This window comes from Veillonella parvula (assembly GCF_018366295.1).
Classification (GTDB): Bacteria; Bacillota; Negativicutes; order Veillonellales; family Veillonellaceae; genus Veillonella; species Veillonella parvula_P.
Genome location: NZ_JAGZIJ010000002.1, coordinates 178,602 through 196,407 on the forward strand (window position 1 = coordinate 178,602; position 17,806 = coordinate 196,407).

At 35.5% G+C, this 17,806-nt stretch carries 14 protein-coding genes, 1 pseudogene and 1 CRISPR repeat array; of the genes and pseudogenes, 1 reads left to right on the plus strand and 14 read right to left on the minus strand.

Translation table 11 applies throughout. The features are described 5' to 3' along the window. Positions 1 to 55: 55 nt before the first annotated feature. The 8 genes and pseudogenes from KHY58_RS03855 to KHY58_RS03890 form a co-directional block, all read right to left on the minus strand. A complete protein-coding gene (locus KHY58_RS03855) occupies positions 56 to 829 on the minus strand; it encodes a hypothetical protein (protein ID WP_021148765.1) in 774 nt (257 codons plus the stop codon). A 484-nt stretch (positions 830 to 1,313) separates the two neighbouring features. Next, the gene (locus tag KHY58_RS03860) at positions 1,314 to 1,667 is read right to left on the minus strand and encodes a Spx/MgsR family RNA polymerase-binding regulatory protein (RefSeq protein ID WP_004694510.1); all 354 of its coding nucleotides are present in this window, start codon (positions 1,665 to 1,667) and stop codon (positions 1,314 to 1,316) included. Between the two features lie 86 nt (positions 1,668 to 1,753). Continuing rightward, a complete protein-coding gene (locus KHY58_RS03865; protein WP_004694508.1) occupies positions 1,754 to 2,074 on the minus strand; it encodes a HigA family addiction module antitoxin in 321 nt (106 codons plus the stop codon). A 401-nt stretch (positions 2,075 to 2,475) separates the two neighbouring features. After that, on the minus strand, positions 2,476 to 3,192 hold the full coding sequence (locus KHY58_RS03870) for a DUF554 domain-containing protein (protein ID WP_008602003.1): 717 nt from the start codon (positions 3,190 to 3,192) through the stop codon (positions 2,476 to 2,478). Positions 3,193 to 3,642: 450 nt separating this feature from the next. Continuing rightward, complete coding sequence (locus KHY58_RS03875) at positions 3,643 to 4,242, minus strand: DNA-3-methyladenine glycosylase I (RefSeq protein ID WP_024061242.1); 600 nt, start codon at positions 4,240 to 4,242, stop codon at positions 3,643 to 3,645. Beyond that, positions 4,242 to 4,685 carry a hypothetical protein gene (locus KHY58_RS03880; RefSeq protein WP_042977428.1) on the minus strand — a complete coding sequence of 148 codons (444 nt, stop codon included), beginning with the start codon at positions 4,683 to 4,685 and terminating at the stop codon, positions 4,242 to 4,244. The genes KHY58_RS03875 and KHY58_RS03880 overlap by 1 nt, the downstream gene beginning before the upstream one ends. 38 nt (positions 4,686 to 4,723) lie before the next feature. Beyond that, positions 4,724 to 5,446, minus strand: coding sequence for a hypothetical protein (locus KHY58_RS03885; protein ID WP_024061240.1), 723 nt, complete (start codon positions 5,444 to 5,446; stop codon positions 4,724 to 4,726). Between the two features lie 53 nt (positions 5,447 to 5,499). Continuing rightward, positions 5,500 to 5,757 (minus strand): annotated as a pseudogene (locus tag KHY58_RS03890) (TonB-dependent receptor); the annotation flags it as partial. A 144-nt stretch (positions 5,758 to 5,901) separates the two neighbouring features. On the opposite strand from KHY58_RS03890, the gene KHY58_RS03895 reads away from it, so the two are divergent. Continuing rightward, positions 5,902 to 7,236, plus strand: a complete 1,335-nt coding sequence (locus tag KHY58_RS03895) for a hypothetical protein (RefSeq protein ID WP_008601994.1) — start codon at positions 5,902 to 5,904, stop codon at positions 7,234 to 7,236. 205 nt (positions 7,237 to 7,441) lie between these two features. Here the strand turns inward: KHY58_RS03895 and KHY58_RS03900 are convergent, their stop codons facing one another. The 6 genes from KHY58_RS03900 to cas9 form a co-directional block, all read right to left on the minus strand. Continuing rightward, positions 7,442 to 7,978 carry a flavin reductase gene (locus KHY58_RS03900; protein ID WP_024061238.1) on the minus strand — a complete coding sequence of 179 codons (537 nt, stop codon included), beginning with the start codon at positions 7,976 to 7,978 and terminating at the stop codon, positions 7,442 to 7,444. Positions 7,979 to 8,438: 460 nt separating this feature from the next. Then, on the minus strand, positions 8,439 to 9,698 hold the full coding sequence (locus KHY58_RS03905) for a hypothetical protein (protein WP_195213380.1): 1,260 nt from the start codon (positions 9,696 to 9,698) through the stop codon (positions 8,439 to 8,441). A gap of 640 nt (positions 9,699 to 10,338) precedes the next feature. Continuing rightward, positions 10,339 to 11,628: direct repeats of the CRISPR family, unit length 36 nt; unit sequence GTTTTAGAGGTTTACAGAATTACACTACTCTCAAAC. A 64-nt stretch (positions 11,629 to 11,692) separates the two neighbouring features. Beyond that, positions 11,693 to 12,367 (minus strand): type II-A CRISPR-associated protein Csn2, encoded by a 675-nt coding sequence (csn2, locus tag KHY58_RS03910; RefSeq protein WP_024061234.1) that lies wholly within the window; start codon positions 12,365 to 12,367, stop codon positions 11,693 to 11,695. Next, on the minus strand, positions 12,364 to 12,684 hold the full coding sequence (gene cas2, locus KHY58_RS03915; RefSeq protein WP_324249867.1) for a CRISPR-associated endonuclease Cas2: 321 nt from the start codon (positions 12,682 to 12,684) through the stop codon (positions 12,364 to 12,366). The genes csn2 and cas2 overlap by 4 nt, the downstream gene beginning before the upstream one ends. Then, positions 12,674 to 13,549, minus strand: a complete 876-nt coding sequence (gene cas1, locus KHY58_RS03920) for a type II CRISPR-associated endonuclease Cas1 (RefSeq protein ID WP_042977425.1) — start codon at positions 13,547 to 13,549, stop codon at positions 12,674 to 12,676. Before cas1 ends, cas2 begins: the two co-directional genes overlap by 11 nt. A 28-nt stretch (positions 13,550 to 13,577) precedes the next feature. After that, positions 13,578 to 17,774, minus strand: a complete 4,197-nt coding sequence (cas9, locus tag KHY58_RS03925; protein ID WP_278472115.1) for a type II CRISPR RNA-guided endonuclease Cas9 — start codon at positions 17,772 to 17,774, stop codon at positions 13,578 to 13,580. Between the last annotated feature and the right edge of the window lie 32 nt (positions 17,775 to 17,806).

Here is a 17,806-nt window from a genome sequence, read left to right on the forward strand (position 1 = left end):
TGTATATACAAAACTCCCCTAGTAATACTTATGATTACTAGGGGAGTTTAATTATTTATGCGACGCACAAGGAACCGTTTAATACTTTCAAATTATACACGAGACCAAGTCGAGCCAAGCCATGTAATGCAGCAGCTGTTACTGGATTGATAGATCCTAACACACCAGCACCGATGATGGCAACGTGGAACAAAATAGACACGATAAGTAGGCCCAAATGGCATTGTTTTGCCTCTTTTGAAAGCCCCGCTGTTGGAGAGTTTTCATCTACGAGAGAACCCATCATGAGTGCCACAAGAACGAGTTCCAAAGAGCATGGGCAAAGGATAACTAGCAATGTAATGGTATGCATAAAGTTCTGCGTCAATGCATAGGAACCCATGGAAAGCAACATAACAGCCACAACAATAACAGATGAATAATTGTTAATGCCCTGACGCAAGGCTACAAGCTGTGTAGGCATGGTCGGCAACATATCATCATCCAATGTATAATGTACGTCACCCGTAATAAGCTGCTCTAAGAAAAAGCCACCATGTACGATGAGTCCTACATAAGCCGCCGTATGGTAATCTCCAATCGCAATAAGCGCCACCATGGCTATCACGATGAGAAAATTAGCATGAATCTCTAAATGATCCAAAATACTTTGCACGCTGTTAATGAGCAATGGCAAGCCACAAATGATGACCGTTACCCACGCCAAATCAATAGCTGGGTTCATAGGCTCCGTAAGCGCATCTAATATAATAAATAACAAGCCGAGTGCCAAAATAGCCCCCTGCGTACGCAGAGAAACCTGCGCTGATAAAGACTGTAAAAACTTCATATAGACCTCTCTATAAATGAGATACCGGCCTTACTTAATCCGGAAATAAAATACAAAACAATTTATTAAATAGTAAGGTACACCCATGCACTATGACACTAATCTTGTGTTAATATCGTACTAATATTAACCTAATAGTAATCAACTACCGATCTGAAGTACCTTTTGTTTCTATTCTAAATTTTTATAGTACCCATAGGGGTATATCTATTGTGTAAATATTATACAAAATATATAAGTTATATACAAATCAAAATTTTTGATAAATGAGAGCCCCAGTTGTTACTCTAATTTCATATTGTATAAAAAAGGAACGGACCTATCTCTAAAAACGACTTAGCTCGCTTTGTAGGCTATTTTAATAGGTCCTAGTTGTGAGCTCTAATTTCTTTATTAAAAAAGTAGAAAGAACAGGTCCCTAAAAACGACTTAGCTCGCTATGGAGGCTTTTAGGGACCTGTTCTTTCGGTTAACTAATATGAAATTAGAGCTTCAACGCCTCAACCCATTCTGCTTCTTTAAATCCAACGAGTACTTTGTCTTCAAGAACCAAGATAGGACGTTTTACAAGCATGCCATTAGATGCTAATAAAGCTAGTTTTTCTTCTTCACTAAGGTTCGGCAATTTATCCTTTAATTGTTGTTCACGGTAAATCATACCAGAAGTATTAAAGAATGCTTTCAAATCCTTGCCAGATTGTGGATACCAAGCAGCGATTTCCTCTGCTGTAGGATTTTCGGACTTGATGTCACGATCTGTGTACTTAATTTTGTGATCATCTAAGAATTTCTTTGCTTTTTTGCATGTTGTGCATTTAGGATATTCAACGAATAACATAGGTTCTCCTTATATCAATATTCAATGTTGTAACAACTTACTAATTTAAGATAATTGTACCAAACACATCGAAAACTATCAATCTCTTATTGACAGTCTACGGGTTCTAATGAAGCACAATGTGTAATAGAGGATAATACTTCATCCATCCCCTCACTAAGTTTTGCTGTACGCAAATCAACATCCATCTGTAAACGCAAGAAATACCCTTCCGAAACACCAAAGTATTTCGCTAAACGCAACGATGTATCTGCTGAAATAGATCGTGTACCATTCAATATTTCTTGAATCCGTGAAACAGGCACATGTATATCCTTAGCCAATCGATATGCAGATAGTCCTAATGGATCCATAAACTCTTCTTTTAATATTTCACTAATGGTAGGTGTAGGAATAAACTTTTCCATATTAATTTCCTCTCTATTAATGATAATCTACAAATCCGATAATCATAGAATCTCTCCTTTGATTATACCTGTTAAACAGGTATAATTCAATAACATATACTTGAAGAATAACTATGTATAAAATTAAAATTATTCTACAAACAATTTTGGTAAAAAGATTCTATAAAACATTATCTAAATCCTACACTCGCGATGACTCTATTGGTCACCTATTTCGGAATGTAATAAATTTAACCTATCATCATAATTGAACTAAAACTATCATTATTTCCCCCTCAACTAAATTGATTTTAAAAAGTAAAAAGACCTACAACCTCGACCGTATCATGTACAAAGTACACATCAAAGGTTCAGAGAATATAGGTCTCTTATAAAAATCTATGTATTATTTATAATACTAGTTATAGCAAAAATGTAAGACCCATTGCCACGAAGATGGCTGGCAAAAGGTTTGCAATACGTACTTTACCAGGCCAGATGAGGTCGATACCAACGCAGAAAATTAGAATAGATCCAACGTAGGATAGGTTATCGATGGCACTAGGTGTCATCAACGGCGCTGCAATATGTGCCATAGCCGTAATGAGCCATTGCGTAATACCTACAGGAATAAAGGAGAACAGCGCCCCTTTACCCATAGAGGATACCATAACCATAACGATGATGCCGTCGAGGATGCCTTTTAAAAGTAATGTCTGATAATTTCCAGTAAGGCCATCTTGAATGGAACCAAGTACACCCATAGCACCTACGGTAAACGTCAAAGATGCCGTGATAAAGGCGTGCGTAAACTTTGGATCACCAGCGTTGCCAGTGCGAGCTTTCACCCAGTCACCAAATACGGTAATCCAATGATTGAGGTCAATAATTTCGCCAATAACGGCACCTACAACCATGCTAATAATCATCAATAGAGGGCCCGTTGTTTGTAGAGATCCATTGACAATGACGAGCATATACTGCATGGCCCCGCTCATACCGAGGAGAAGCACGATAATACCGCTCACAATCATGAGCGTTTGCTTTAAATTTTCTTTCATAAAGCGACCAAACGCGAGGCCACATAGGCTGCCAGCTATAATGAGGCCAACATTAATGGCCGTTCCCAAACCAATCATATATTTCCCTTCTTTAATTGTGAAAGTAACACTATCAATTTACTTCAGTATAACAACTATATCGAAACAAATCAATTTATATAGCATAAAATATATAGTTGAAATTGGATTAATTAAAGTTTTTTAGGACCATACATATAGCCTGATTAATGCTGCTATAGCTTTCCCTAATACAGTATGGCTCCTTTCATAACATTATATACAGCAAAAAGCCTCTACCCAATAAGGGTAGAGGCTCTGTATAGTTTATAGCGTTGAGAGAGAACTAATGATAGACCCGCTTAGGAGAGAGAGAGTATATGTGTTTATATATAAAGCGGGCCGACATGAGATGAGTCGCTATCGCCTCATCGACTTTAGTGTACACCCAATTCCACATAACAACAAATTCAATTATGTAAACATAAGTATGAATAAAAACTATTGTTAACTAATTTATACTTATCACCCTTACGCTTCATCGTCTACAGGTAACCGTACGATATCTGCTGTTTTATTAATCTCCTCAAAGCAAGGACAGTCTTTACCGTGATCATTGATAAGGCCACTAGCTTGTAGATGCGAATAAATTGTAACAGGACCTACAAACTTAAAGCCCCGCTGCTTTAAGTCTTTGCTTATCCGCGTAGATAAACCATTCTTTGTAGGAAAATGACCTTCTGGATGGTTTTCATAAATAATCGTTTTATGATTTGTAAATCCCCAAATATAGTTACAAAACGAACCAAATTCAGATTGAATACGTTTAAAAGCAGCAGCATTATTGATAATGGCTTCAATTTTAGGACGATGCTTAAGCATCCCCTCCGTCTGCATGATGCGTTCAATGTCGCTTTCACCATAAGCAGCCACCGCATCAATATCAAAATGATCAAAGCATTCTCGAATGATGTTCCGTTTATTCAAAATCGTAAGCCAACTGAGACCACATTGGAGACTTTCAAGACAAAGATGTTCAAATTGATGTTGGTCATCATGAATTGGTCGGCCCCACTCGTAATCGTGGTATTCATGATATAAAGGCGTCGTCGGCCATTCACAAGTCGTCATCACACACCTCCATGTGCCCATACGAGGACGTCATACATGAGCGCTACTACGAGGCCCATTACGAGATAACCACCCACGTAAAATGGCACTAAATAATAAATGAATAAAAGCAAGGAATGCAAGGCTTTACGAAGCCATACAATCGGCGTAGATGTGTCGCCACCCACCTTACTATCAAGCCAATTATGGACGGTGTAAATAGGCGTTCCTAAACGGCGAATCCAGTCTGGAACACGTACCCCAGGATTCAAACCAGGGCAATAGAAGATCACTAAGGGCAACGCCACCACATCAATGACGAGCAATAGGGTTAACATAAAAGCAAACCAATCTAATTCGCCTTCCCACGTGAAGGGTTGTGCCATGAAACGGGCACCCCACAAATAGGCTTTGTATACGATATACGGTTCTAATAGCCATAATAAGGGCTTCACTACATGCATAATAAACACACTCTCTAAATTTATAAACAGTATTTTAATTATAGCATATTTCCTCTTCTTAACAACGTTTTTTGATACTTACCCACTAATCCATAGTATTTCATCAATTTTGGAAATCTACAGGCAGGATGATAATAATCAAGAACAAGAATATTTGTATTATTTAAGTTTATATATGGATCATCTCCTACCCATACTAAATTTTCACCAAATATGTCGCTTAAATATCTAAATGTTCCACCACAAATGATAACTGTAGGCTGAATAAAACCAATCTCATCTCTTAACTCAAATTTATCAAACTCAACATATTCCTTTAATACAGCATGATTAGATGTCTTTTGCCCCCCACTTTTACGTAAATTTACAATAGCAATCTTATCTAAATAGGACACTCCTGTCTTTTTTTGCTCATCTTCATTTGGTAAATGATGTAACGTCTCTACATCTGTATGTATAATACCTTGAGCCCACAAAGAAATTGTCATCCATGTATTAATTTTACTAACACCTTCTAAGTCGCTACGAATCCATTCGCACAAATCCCACGAATCGTTAGAGCCATTACCATTATAAGCTTCTTTTAAAATAAACAAAGGTCTGCAATTCGAATAAAACCATGTACTTGGGTTAATAATACCATCTCTTATAAATCCATCTGCATCATGGTTAATATCATGAGAGGCATCCTTTAATTTCCATACTAAAAATAATTTATCTATCTCTGTATTATAAAAATCAACCTTAGCATTTACCCCCATACATAATCCCCTCTATAAATACCCCTATCAATAATCTTATCTAAAAATGGAACTTAATTATCACTAATAATAATTTTCGTCACCTTGCTGCCATTGTGCTCGAAAAATATACCTACAATATTGTCACTGTTATAGCGTAGATATCCATAGAACCATCGATTATTAAAGTCTATAAAATCAGGACGGCCATAGATGTCCATCACTTTTTTCAAGGAATCGCCAACAGCAATGCCACGGGCAGTCACGGCATCACGATTGCTGACAGTCATATACCATACGATAGGACGACTATCTTGCATCAAAGAATGTCCTACAGGAAGTAGTAGCATGTAAGCAAAACACGCTCCATGTCACTTAAAAATATAGTCATTTAGTTATATAATTATACTTAATAACATAACCTACGGATTACTACAATACCAATAAATACAGAAATGTAAGCGGGAGATACCACCATGACTAAACTACCACTATTAGCGTGTACTTTCATCATGAGCACTATATTATCACCAATAGGAGCCATCGATGTTAATATTCCTGGTGCAGATTCGAAGATTCCAAAGGATGCCTACGTAAACTACCAAACCACAAACCCTGATATTGAAAAGGATGTAGCAAACTATGTGAAAACATTAAAGTTAACGGACAAGGCTAACGGTATTAATAAAAACGAAATTAAGTATACTAAAGCAGCCTCTATATATCGCGGTCAACATTACCATAATACGGTCATTTCCGTTCATGATCAATACAACCAAATTCGCCTTTCATTCCCCGTAGCAGGCATAAAAAGTGATTATCATATAGGACGTTACCAAAATCCAAGTCGAACCATTGAGGACTATCGAGTGTTAACCAATAATGGAAGTCTCAATTTAGAAATTGACTACGCAGATTTTAAAGACTACGACTGGCGTAACACCAAAACAGCTTATGAAAAGCTAACAGACAAAGACGTCCGTAATTTCTTGCAAGACAATGCAAAACGAAAGTCCTCAAAACAGATTTCTGATATAAAGGGTACTGTATTTTCATATCCTACTGTTACCTACAGCACTTGGGATAGCATGAAGATGCCACACTTTGAAAACGGTAAAAAAGCAACGCTCACCATCGACACGATTAATTTTAAATTTAAGGGCTATAACATGCGTCATCCCTTATATCACGCAGGGTTTGTCTATTATGATAACAACCCCGTTCTGAACAAGGTTCCTACAGATAAATTATTGGCTAATTATGTGCTTCCCTCTGTACAAAACCTAAATGAATTAAATCAATATTCACGCATAGAAAGCTTAAACGGTGTACAATACCGCGTACCAAAAGACGCCATATACGAAGGTGAAAGTAAGGGCTCTGAACACCAAGATATTAGATACTACAAAAAAGGAGATATAACATTCTTTGTTTCTACTGACAATGTTCCTAGAAACCCATATGCGCACGAACTTGTTATAAACGGTCATTACAATTTTAAAACTGATTTAAATACGTTCTGGGATATTTACCGTTACCATCCATCAGCATCAGACTATATCAATTACTCAGTTGTATGGAACAATAACATCCCTGGTCTATCCATACACAGCTATGAACCTAATAAGGATGATCACATCCTAACCTTTAACTCCTATGATGGGACCTATAGCTTTACCTATATCATCTTTTATCCAAGTTTTTTACATGCTAAAGAGGTTCAAAAATTACGAAATATGATTGAGTTCTTTGACTCTACCAATAATCCTAGTTTTAAAATGCAAGAACACGTTCTATTTCCAGAAGCATAGACGATTTATATCAACACCATTATAAAATAGCTTTCATAAGCATTATATTATACAAATATATAAATTAACTAACAAAAGTCGAGCAACTAAACGATAGAAGCTCGACTTTTTTAGTACTAGAAAACTAAAATATACTTAGTTAAGATGCAGCATTCACGGTATCCCAAAGAATTGTATGTATGTCTTCATTTGTTATGTGGACAGACTAGTCCTCTATGGCGTCAACTACTTCGCCAATGTACATATAATGTGGTTCCCAACGATCATGCCCAGCTTGTGTATATACAGCAGGATTAGATGCGTAATAATCTTTTACCTTTTCTGCCAAATAGGCTTCATCGAATTGGTGTTCATATAGCTTTTTACATACAAAAGTTAACTCTGCTTCTTTGAAAGTTACCCCATCGCCTGCCACAACTGGTGTTAGGCCAGAATTTGCCACCTTATTTTCGTCGCGGCCAGAATGAGAACCTAAATAACCAAGAGCCTTGTGATAGCTTTCAGGGAAGAAACTAACTGTAAAAGTATCATATTTAGCCATAAACTCTTGAGTGTAACGCGCTGGATGGATGTACACCGTCACAGTGGATATATCGCCACCATTAGGGCCCCATATGTTGCCCATACTGCCCCAACTAACCGTACATGTATTAAAATCATCAAGCATTCCAGCCGTAACAAGAGCCCAACGATTCTCAAACATGGTAAAAGCTTTATAATCCTTTGTTTCAAATGCTTTCATAAGAACCTCCAGTTTATCTCAATTTGACGATATAAATCTTTACCCCTATAATATAGGTAGATAGTCAGACGAGTCATACCGTCAGGCTCATCTCTGAAAACAAAAAAGCTTGAGAAATGGCCTTTCAGTTATCGAATCATCTAAGATAACGAAGGGCTATTTGTCTTTTGTGAGACAAATAAGCGCTATTAAAGCTCCAAAAGCAATAACCACAGTTATCACCTGTAATAAGAGCATGATTATTTCATAATCACTCATAGGCTTATCCCTCCCTTCGATGACGAAGAGAGGCCCAACCTCGTCTAACTATCCTATGCTTATTATATAGCGAACTAATATACGATACAATAAGTATTATATTATACAAATATATGAATACAGTAATAAAAGCCGAGCTAATTCTATGAATTAAAAGCTGGCGGTAATCGCTTACACCATAAAAACTTTAAAACTACATTTCTTATTGAGTTAATATATTAATCCATTCCATATACCACGGTATAAATACTGGGCTCTCTTCAAGTTTCTCCTTATAAGACCCTTCTTCTCGCCATTGTGGCTCTTTTCGTAATCTTGCCGCATCATCAAAGCCCACATATTCGATCATATCTCTCAGTTGTTTATGTGTATAAGATGTTTTACTTTCATCATAATTAATACGATAACTGTAAACGTATACAGAATCTCTCACAACATGACGAAGATAGGATTCACTATTAGGCTTATAGGAATCAACTAAAGAGCCTGCAATCCCATTGTTCCATACTACTGCATACTGTGTAGGTGTGTCTAAATCATTATATTTATGTAAAAAATATAATGTTGGGATCTTAATAATCGTTACATCTGGCTTTTCTTTCTTGATTAAGCTACGTATTACCCGCATTTTAAATCCTGTATCCTCATAGGTTCTTACATCATATGTCTCGTCTTCCACAGTTTCACTGATGAGCTTAGCCGTTTTAGGAATACGATAGTTAAAATTACCCCAATGCTCAATATTAGTATAAGCATCTAATCCAGATAATGATTCGATAGATGGAATAATATAATTACTCATCACCACTTCAGGCGCTTTATCTTGATATGGATCCTCTGTATTTACCCAACCGCCATAGGTAATGCCATAAGATGTATTTGTATCATTTGGTGTAAATTCCGTATACATTACATGGGCATTATTTGACATGAGCTTCCAAGATGTGTTCCGTAATCCTGGATACATATATTTTCCTTTACTTTCAGAATATTTATTAAGCTCTTTAGCATGCGGTGGACCGACAACTAAAAACGCACTAAGGCTTCGAACAGCAAACAAGGGCCCTTGTTTTCCGGATGGAGACTCTACAACATCACCCCGTAAGCTAACATTTGGTACGGATAATCTGATATTCTTATCCCCTTCATGAAGCAACACAACTGTAGACTGCGAATAATCTGCAAGCTCCGAAGCCTTAACAAAACCAGACCGTTCTCGATATAACTTATCCAGTTTCGATGCCGGATTTACAGACTTCGATTCTACAAATTGAATATATGACTCTACCTCTTGCTCCGCCACCTTATTAATATGTCGATAATCTTCATACGCATTAGCAGGAATACTCGCATCCGCCCCAGGCATAGGTGGCTGTCCGGCTGGCACTTCAATCTGTACAGCACTTACATTTATGGTGAAAGCAGTTGCTAGTGCCATCATAATTACACTTTTACGTAACATAGTACCCTCTCTCAATTTTTATAAAATAAATAAGCACAACCTTGTTAACATAAGTATACTATGCAGATAAGGCTGTGCCTATGATTAATAATTTTATAATTTTATAATTTAGTATATAGGATTTACCTATATTGATATTTATAAGGTTTATCTCAATTTGACGATATAAATCTTTATCCCTATAATATAGGTAGATAGTCAGACGAGTAGTGCCGTCAGGCTCATCTCTAAATCAGTAAAACATTAGGAAATGGCCTTTCAGTTATCTAGTTACACTAGGCAACGGAGGGCTATTTGCTTCTTGTAAGGCAAATAAGTGCTATTAAAGCCCCAAAAGCAATAACAATAGCCATTACTTGTAACAGGAGCATGATTATTTCATAATCGCTCATAGACTTATCCCTCCCTTCAAAAACGAAGAGAGTCCCAACCTCGTCTAACTATCCTAAATCTATTATAGAGCGAACTAATATACGATACAATAAGCATCATATTATATAAATATATAAATTAACAAATAAAGCCGAGCTACTAAAACAAGGTAGCTCGGCTTTTTATGTCATTTCACAAATTTATAATCTACTAAATTCTAATTACATTACTCTCAAACCAAATCTTTAAAGAAGGATCTAATTTGCTCGTTTTAGAGGTTTACAGAATCACACTACTCTCAAACCCTCTGCTAGTTTTGCATAATCCCAATCGCATTTTAGAGGTTTACAGAATTACACTACTCTCAAACGCGTTAGGTAAAGGGTGTCTAATTATTTCAGTTTTAGAGGTTTACAGAATTACACTACTCTCAAACATCAGGCAGCCCTTTCAGCACTTCTACGGAGTTTTAGAGGTTTACAGAATTACACTACTCTCAAACCAGAAAGCTCGGTTCATATCCTGTAGTTTTGTTTTAGAGGTTTACAGAATTACACTACTCTCAAACTACAGATTTGAGCTTATTCCTCATTAATGAGTTTTAGAGGTTTACAGAATTACACTACTCTCAAACGAATGCAGTCGGATATCAGTATGATAAGGGGTTTTAGAGGTTTACAGAATTACACTACTCTCAAACGGGGAAATAACAATATGAATGATATACAGCGTTTTAGAGGTTTACAGAATTACACTACTCTCAAACGGAGGTATTGTCAAATTCGGTGCAGAAGCTGTTTTAGAGGTTTACAGAATTACACTACTCTCAAACTGCGTATATGGGATTGCAAAAGAACCTGTTGTTTTAGAGGTTTACAGAATTACACTACTCTCAAACAAATTGTAGCCCATATCCACGACGAAGTGGGTTTTAGAGGTTTACAGAATTACACTACTCTCAAACAACAGTATCGCTGATTTAACAAAGAGCAATGTTTTAGAGGTTTACAGAATTACACTACTCTCAAACCTCCTGCCAGACGTTTAGAAAGTGTAGAGAGTTTTAGAGGTTTACAGAATTACACTACTCTCAAACGGTGAATTATATTCGGAATGTGAAGTTATCGTTTTAGAGGTTTACAGAATTACACTACTCTCAAACGTGTTCACGATAATATAAAGTAGGGTTGTTGTTTTAGAGGTTTACAGAATTACACTACTCTCAAACAATTAAGCTCGTTTTTAAGTTAGAAAATCCGTTTTAGAGGTTTACAGAATTACACTACTCTCAAACAGGCGACGAATTCCGTTCTATCATGGAAAAGTTTTAGAGGTTTACAGAATTACACTACTCTCAAACTAAATCAGCGGTAATAGTGATAGTTACTAAGTTTTAGAGGTTTACAGAATTACACTACTCTCAAACTAAATTTGCTACTATAAACTTAAAGACTTGGTTTTAGAGGTTTACAGAATTACACTACTCTCAAACTAATGGACTAGTTGTTACACGTAGTGGTAAGTTTTAGAGGTTTACAGAATTACACTACTCTCAAACCCCAAATTAAATTTGAGGCTCAAGAGTAACTCGGGCTACCACCAGGTGTAATTCTGTATACTCCTTAAATAACACAAAAATCATTATCTAAAATATACCCATTAATAAGACTTTTATCAAGATTTTCTTTAACAAAAGATCCTGTCGTTAAACAAACTAATCGTAATTGTCTACTCAACATGTTGTGATAAAATGCATTAATCTCATCATCATTTAAAACTAAATCTAGATTTACCATAATATATACCATGGGAGATAATAATGTATCAACCACTTCTATGTAGGACATGAAATCCATAATATCCCCTGTACGATTAAACTCAAAGTTAAAGCTACCTAACTTAATAAGTTCAGCAGTACCAATTTCAAGTTTATGTTGGATTGATAAAGGATATCCAAATTCTAAAGAATAGTAAAAGGCATGAAGTCGATTTACAATATCCGCTACCTCTTCAGTCATCAATAAAGCGTCTTTAGATAGTTGGTTTTGTAATTTAGTTAATAAAGTTTTACTATTTACATCTACATATAATGGATTAAGTATCATATGGCTATACTTATCTATACTAAAAGCTTTATTATTATCGTTTAAGATCCAAGGCCCTTCACCACCATCACACTGTATATCGAGCTCTGTAACCATATGTCGAAAAGCTTTACAATCTTCAAAAGATATAACGGTTACCTTATCATGAAATATCTCAAAGTCCAATATAGAATCTTGATACATTAATTTCATATCACGAGCACCCTCTCCGTTGAGTCTATAACCTCACTTTGCTTATCTCCTACTACAATCTCCATTCTTGAAAACTGTTTTTCTGTAACAGTTAACATAAACAAGCTACCACTAGGTGGCTTATTTTTACGTACATGGTCCATTATAATGTTGGCACTAGTTGTATTAAGAACTAATTTTGAGTACACAGATTCTTGTAACATGAGGAATCCTGATACAATTAAATACTTTCTAAAATTCCTATATTCTTTTCTATCTTCCGAAGTCGACGTCGGTAGATCAAACATCACTAGTATTCTCATAAATCTATAGCTCATATTCTATAAACCTAATCTCTGAAGCATCTTGATTCCGCAATGCATCAAATACACTTTTACAGTAAATGCGAATAGCAGCACTAAATGTCTGAATAGTATCATTAATTTTTACATCTTCAGATAGTAATTCTATAAGTGACAATTTAACATCTCGATTGAATTCTGTAGGTATCGACTTGATAACAACCGCATCAACAAAGCCTCTCAACGGTTCCATCAAATCAGAACCTAAATTATACGGATTAAATTGATTACAATGATTAAGACCTAGCTGAGTAATATAACCTAACGATAAAATCTCTCGATTTACCGCAGAAAGCAATATCGCATATCCATAATTCAGTGCTGCATTAATAGCATTATCCTGTTCGCGAGAAAATGATTTTCCAAACAAAGCATTAAAATATACTTTTGCAGCATGCCCCTCACGTTGAGTTTCATCATTTAGAGTCAACTCATCAAGATATTGGTATAGTAAATCTGCTTCAACTAACTCCTGATACTGTAATAGCTCTGCTTGATTCATAATCTTACGTCGTACAATTTCTGTCCATATAGAAGCTTTCAACTCTTTAGACCATTCAGCCTGTTCAAAACATCGTTTACTACTATTGTGACTACCATGTAACGGAAGAAGCTCACTGGCTGGATTCCGTTTCTCATCACAAAACACAATAGCCACTTTTTTCTTAATCAACTCGTTTAGTAGTACGGCGGTGAGACTCACCGCCGTAGATTCAACAATCAGCATATATATTTCATCAATATATACCTTAGTCGTCTCAAAGTCTTTGCGAATAATCATGTAATTCATTTTAAAATCTAACTTAGAACGACTACTTATGACTACCGTACGCCAACTCATAATAACCCCTAATACTAACACATTCGTTTTAAACTATAGTTACTTCATTAGAATATAATCCTGTAATGGATTCATTGATAACTTTAAATTCATCTTGATTACTTATTTTACTCCCCACAGTTGATCTAGATGCTGTTATTCCTAAAGGCTTAACTTCAAAAGTAGTTTTTTGATTTGTTAATAAGTTTAAAAGCTCTATCAAATGAATACTCTGTTCTTCTAAAGACATTTTTTTAAATAAACCATATCCCTTTTCTGATAATTCAGCTGCTTTATTCCCTTTCATCTTTTGATATATAGGCATTTTAAGTTTACTTACCAAGTAATCAAAGAACTCTATATTTTTCTCTTCTACGATTCTAACCTCTATCGTATGCTTATTATCAAGAGCTCTTGTTGATACAACATTTGCCTTCAAATCCTTATTATCTTTTCTCATATTATTAAACTTCTCAAGCACTTTGAGGTATGGAATCCATTCATTTGAAACAATGACTTGAATCGCATTATCAATACAGAATTTACTATTAGTTTTCCCACCCAAATAATAATAGAATCCATTAACCTTAACAAGTTGATTAATACATAGCTTTCTATAAATAATAGAAATATCTTTCGCTTGTGGAATGATAGATGCTACATAATCAATTAAATCTTGATCTGTTGTATTTCGATTCGTTAAATAAATTGGTAGTGGCACAATTTCTTTAACAACTTCTCCCTTTTTGCCGGCATATTGAACAATGATAGAGTAGGCATTCTTAATTTTTGTCATACCACCATATTTAGATACATCCGCAAATACACTAGATTTTGTTTTCATCCCAATATAGGCGCCATCTTTAGCTTTTTCTGCAACAGCAGCTTTATATACAGTCGCATCAGCTAATGCACCAGATTGTTCTAATAATCGCTTCGTAACTCGAACATCATTGCTAGCCATCATTTTCTTAACAGTGTCCATGCTTGTTTTTACATCCCAAGCTTTTCCATCTTTAGCATTTGTGCAATTTACATCATAATTGAACATCTTCGCTAAGTTATATGTACGATTAGCTCCATTCTTTTTAAAGAATGCACGGAAGTTACGAGTAAATCTTTCATGATATACATTACCAACAACAATATTTAAATAAGCATCTTTAGCATGATGGTGATGATTCAATGAGCGAACTTTGATAAAGTCATTATCATGACGGAAGTCTGTTACATTTTCAGCCTTTACAAAAACTACATCAACACCTGGGTAAAGACGACGGAGTAATGTTGTCGCTGCCTTAACTGATTGATTAGTTTCAACTAATTGACGAGCAATAAAACCACTTAAATCATCAGCTGTAAGCGGTGTAATGCGAGTAAGGCGCTCATATTTCCGTTCACTAATAAGACCTTGTTGCTTTAAGAATATCCAGAATGCCTTTTGTGCCTTTTGAATTTCTTTACTAATTGGATATGTATCTGATTTCTGAGCATTTGCAGTTCGTTTACATAACACTAAGTTATCAAAACTATCATCCTTGGTAAGGCTACGAGGATAAATATGATCAATATCATAGTTATCTGTATTTAACTGACTTAAATCTATAACTTCACCAGTATAAGCACAGCGTCCCATTTGAGTGTAGTATAAATAAAGCTTTTTACTTCTTAAAGCCGCATCATCATATTTAGCTAGTCCTGATTTTAGCCCTCCAAACTCTTCGTTCGTAAGTCCACTTAATAATGCATCATCTTTTTTTATTGCTGCATATAAATCTGATAATCGTTTTTGGCGAGAATCTTTTTTCTTTTTCTCCGCTTTATTTGACCGTGTTACTTCTACAAAGATACGAGCCGGTAAAATTTTTTTAATATGTACAATTTCATCAACGATGCGCAATGCTTGCCATACCGCACGTTTAACAGCAGGTGAAAGCGCTAAATCATCGATAATATCATGAGGGTTCACGATTTGACCTTCTGTTAATTTATCATTTATCTCTTGAATACGTTCCATAAATGAAAATCTATCGCCTAATAGTTCCATCAAGTTATAGCTAAAATCACGCATTGCTTCAATAATGGTTACAGAAGTACCGTCTCCAGCCTTATCACAGCCATCGATACCATTTAGTAATTTCTTAGAAAGACGTCCCCAATCTCGATATCTTAATTTTGACAATTTTTTGATAGCTTCATCATCAAGGCACGAAGCGAATTTTTTACGTAACGTTTCACGTAACATTTTTTTACTTTCACCAAAGATAGTAATATCCGTAATAATCTCTTCGGCCATAGACAAATCAAAATTATTACCAAGAATACGAACCATATCACGATAAGAGGCTAAATCATTTTTAATTTCTCCATCAAGACCTGTAATCTCAGGTTTATGCTTCTCAGGGATATAATTATTATCCTTTAAGAATTGCTCTATACGATTTTTAGTCATCTTCTTATGGTCTTGCTTAAATACGGCCTCAATAAGATGTTCTTTTACTGCTTTCTCTAATGGCTTACCATCAATACGCACATTATTTAGCTCGTTAAGCAACATGAACTCACTATATAAAAGAGATGATTTAGGCAGCACATCTTCACCTAACAAATAAGTACATTTATTCGTAAGGTTTTTAATAAAAGCAGCTGCTGATTTTTCCCGATCAATTTTATCATCAAAATTCCACGGAGTTACTCGTCCAGATGCTTTCCGAACCGCCCAAGCAAAACCACCATTATCTACATTATGAGAAGTGTTTAAAGGCCCTACGTAATACGGAATGCGAAACTCAAGCATTTTAATAAGTTTCTCTGCTACAGAAAAACCATCCGCCACTTCATTTAAAAATGGGAATTTAGGACCACATTTAGCAAGAATTACTTTAAGTTCTTCTAAATGTAATTGATACGGAATTACGCCATTATCTTTAATCCGTTGTAGTGGCAATAAGGTTTGTAATTCAATTTCACTAAGAATATACTCTTTATCCTTAGAATCTGGTAATCCCTCTACTACCTTTTTAGTGTACTTATAAAAATCTTCACGGTTACAACTCGTTTCCTCTGTACGACCTTGTTTAATATAGTGCACATAGTTATGCAAACCTTTTTCATCAACTTTGAACATCGCATTGTAAATGCTTCTATCAGACTTTAGTAAAGATTTCAATATAGCTAAATCATCTTTATGCTTGTTAAAAGCTTTTACCTTAGATTCAGAAATAGTAAGACCAGGTTCTTTAATAGACATGAGGATAATAGCATCATATACAGATTTACAATCATCAATAATATGAATCTCATCTCCCCAAGCTTTAGCTAGGTCATCACGTTTCTCATCATATGTATCCCCTACAATTTGTAACTTTTTAAGATCTTCATCTAAATCCTCTACAGAGCCGAATAAGTCAGTAAGGCTCGCAGATAAACCTAACACCAAATTAGCAAATGATTTAAGTCTTTTTTTATCCTCCTTGACCTGTTCTTTTTGAGTCTTACCAGAAGTATTCACTTCATCAGTAATTATATATGTATCAACAAGACGTTCTATAACCTTTGCTTTATCAGATTTTGTTTTACCTGGCTCCATAAGGATTTGACCGATAGAACCAATTGCAGCACTAGAATCAAAACAATTGAACGTAATATTTTCTAAGGCTTGTTTAAGCACATCATCAAGCGTTGAAGCATTTGAATCAAATGAAGCCCCTTCATAAAGGAAATTACCACGGTATTTTAAAATATGATGTACTGCTAAAAATAGTTTGCGAATATCATCAGTACCAGATTTCATCAATTTTGCACGCAAATGATAAATAGTAGGATACTCTTTAAAATAATCTTGATCAGTATAGTTTTTATCGATAAACAAAATATGTTTTGAGCTTTGACCGGTCGTTTTATCCTCATAGTGGTACTTACTTTCACGAAGGCGCATAAAGAATGTAGGATCCACCTGTGCCATAGCATCAGCAAACAATTCTTCTAATAGTTTTAAGCGTAATTTACGACGTTCCAAACGACGACGCATGGACCGGAATCCACGACGTGCTACAGCGGATTCTCCCTCATCAAACAAACGACTTCCCCACATTTTATGAGATCGAAATTTCAGCAACTCATAGGCCTTATTGGTTACTGCCCAGCCCACTGAGCTTGTACCAATATCTAACCCCACAAAATAATCTTTAATTGGATATCCTTTCAAATGACTTGAAATAAGTTGGTTCGATGCTTGCGTTTCCATAAGTCCTCTCCTTTGGAAATTAATAATTGACA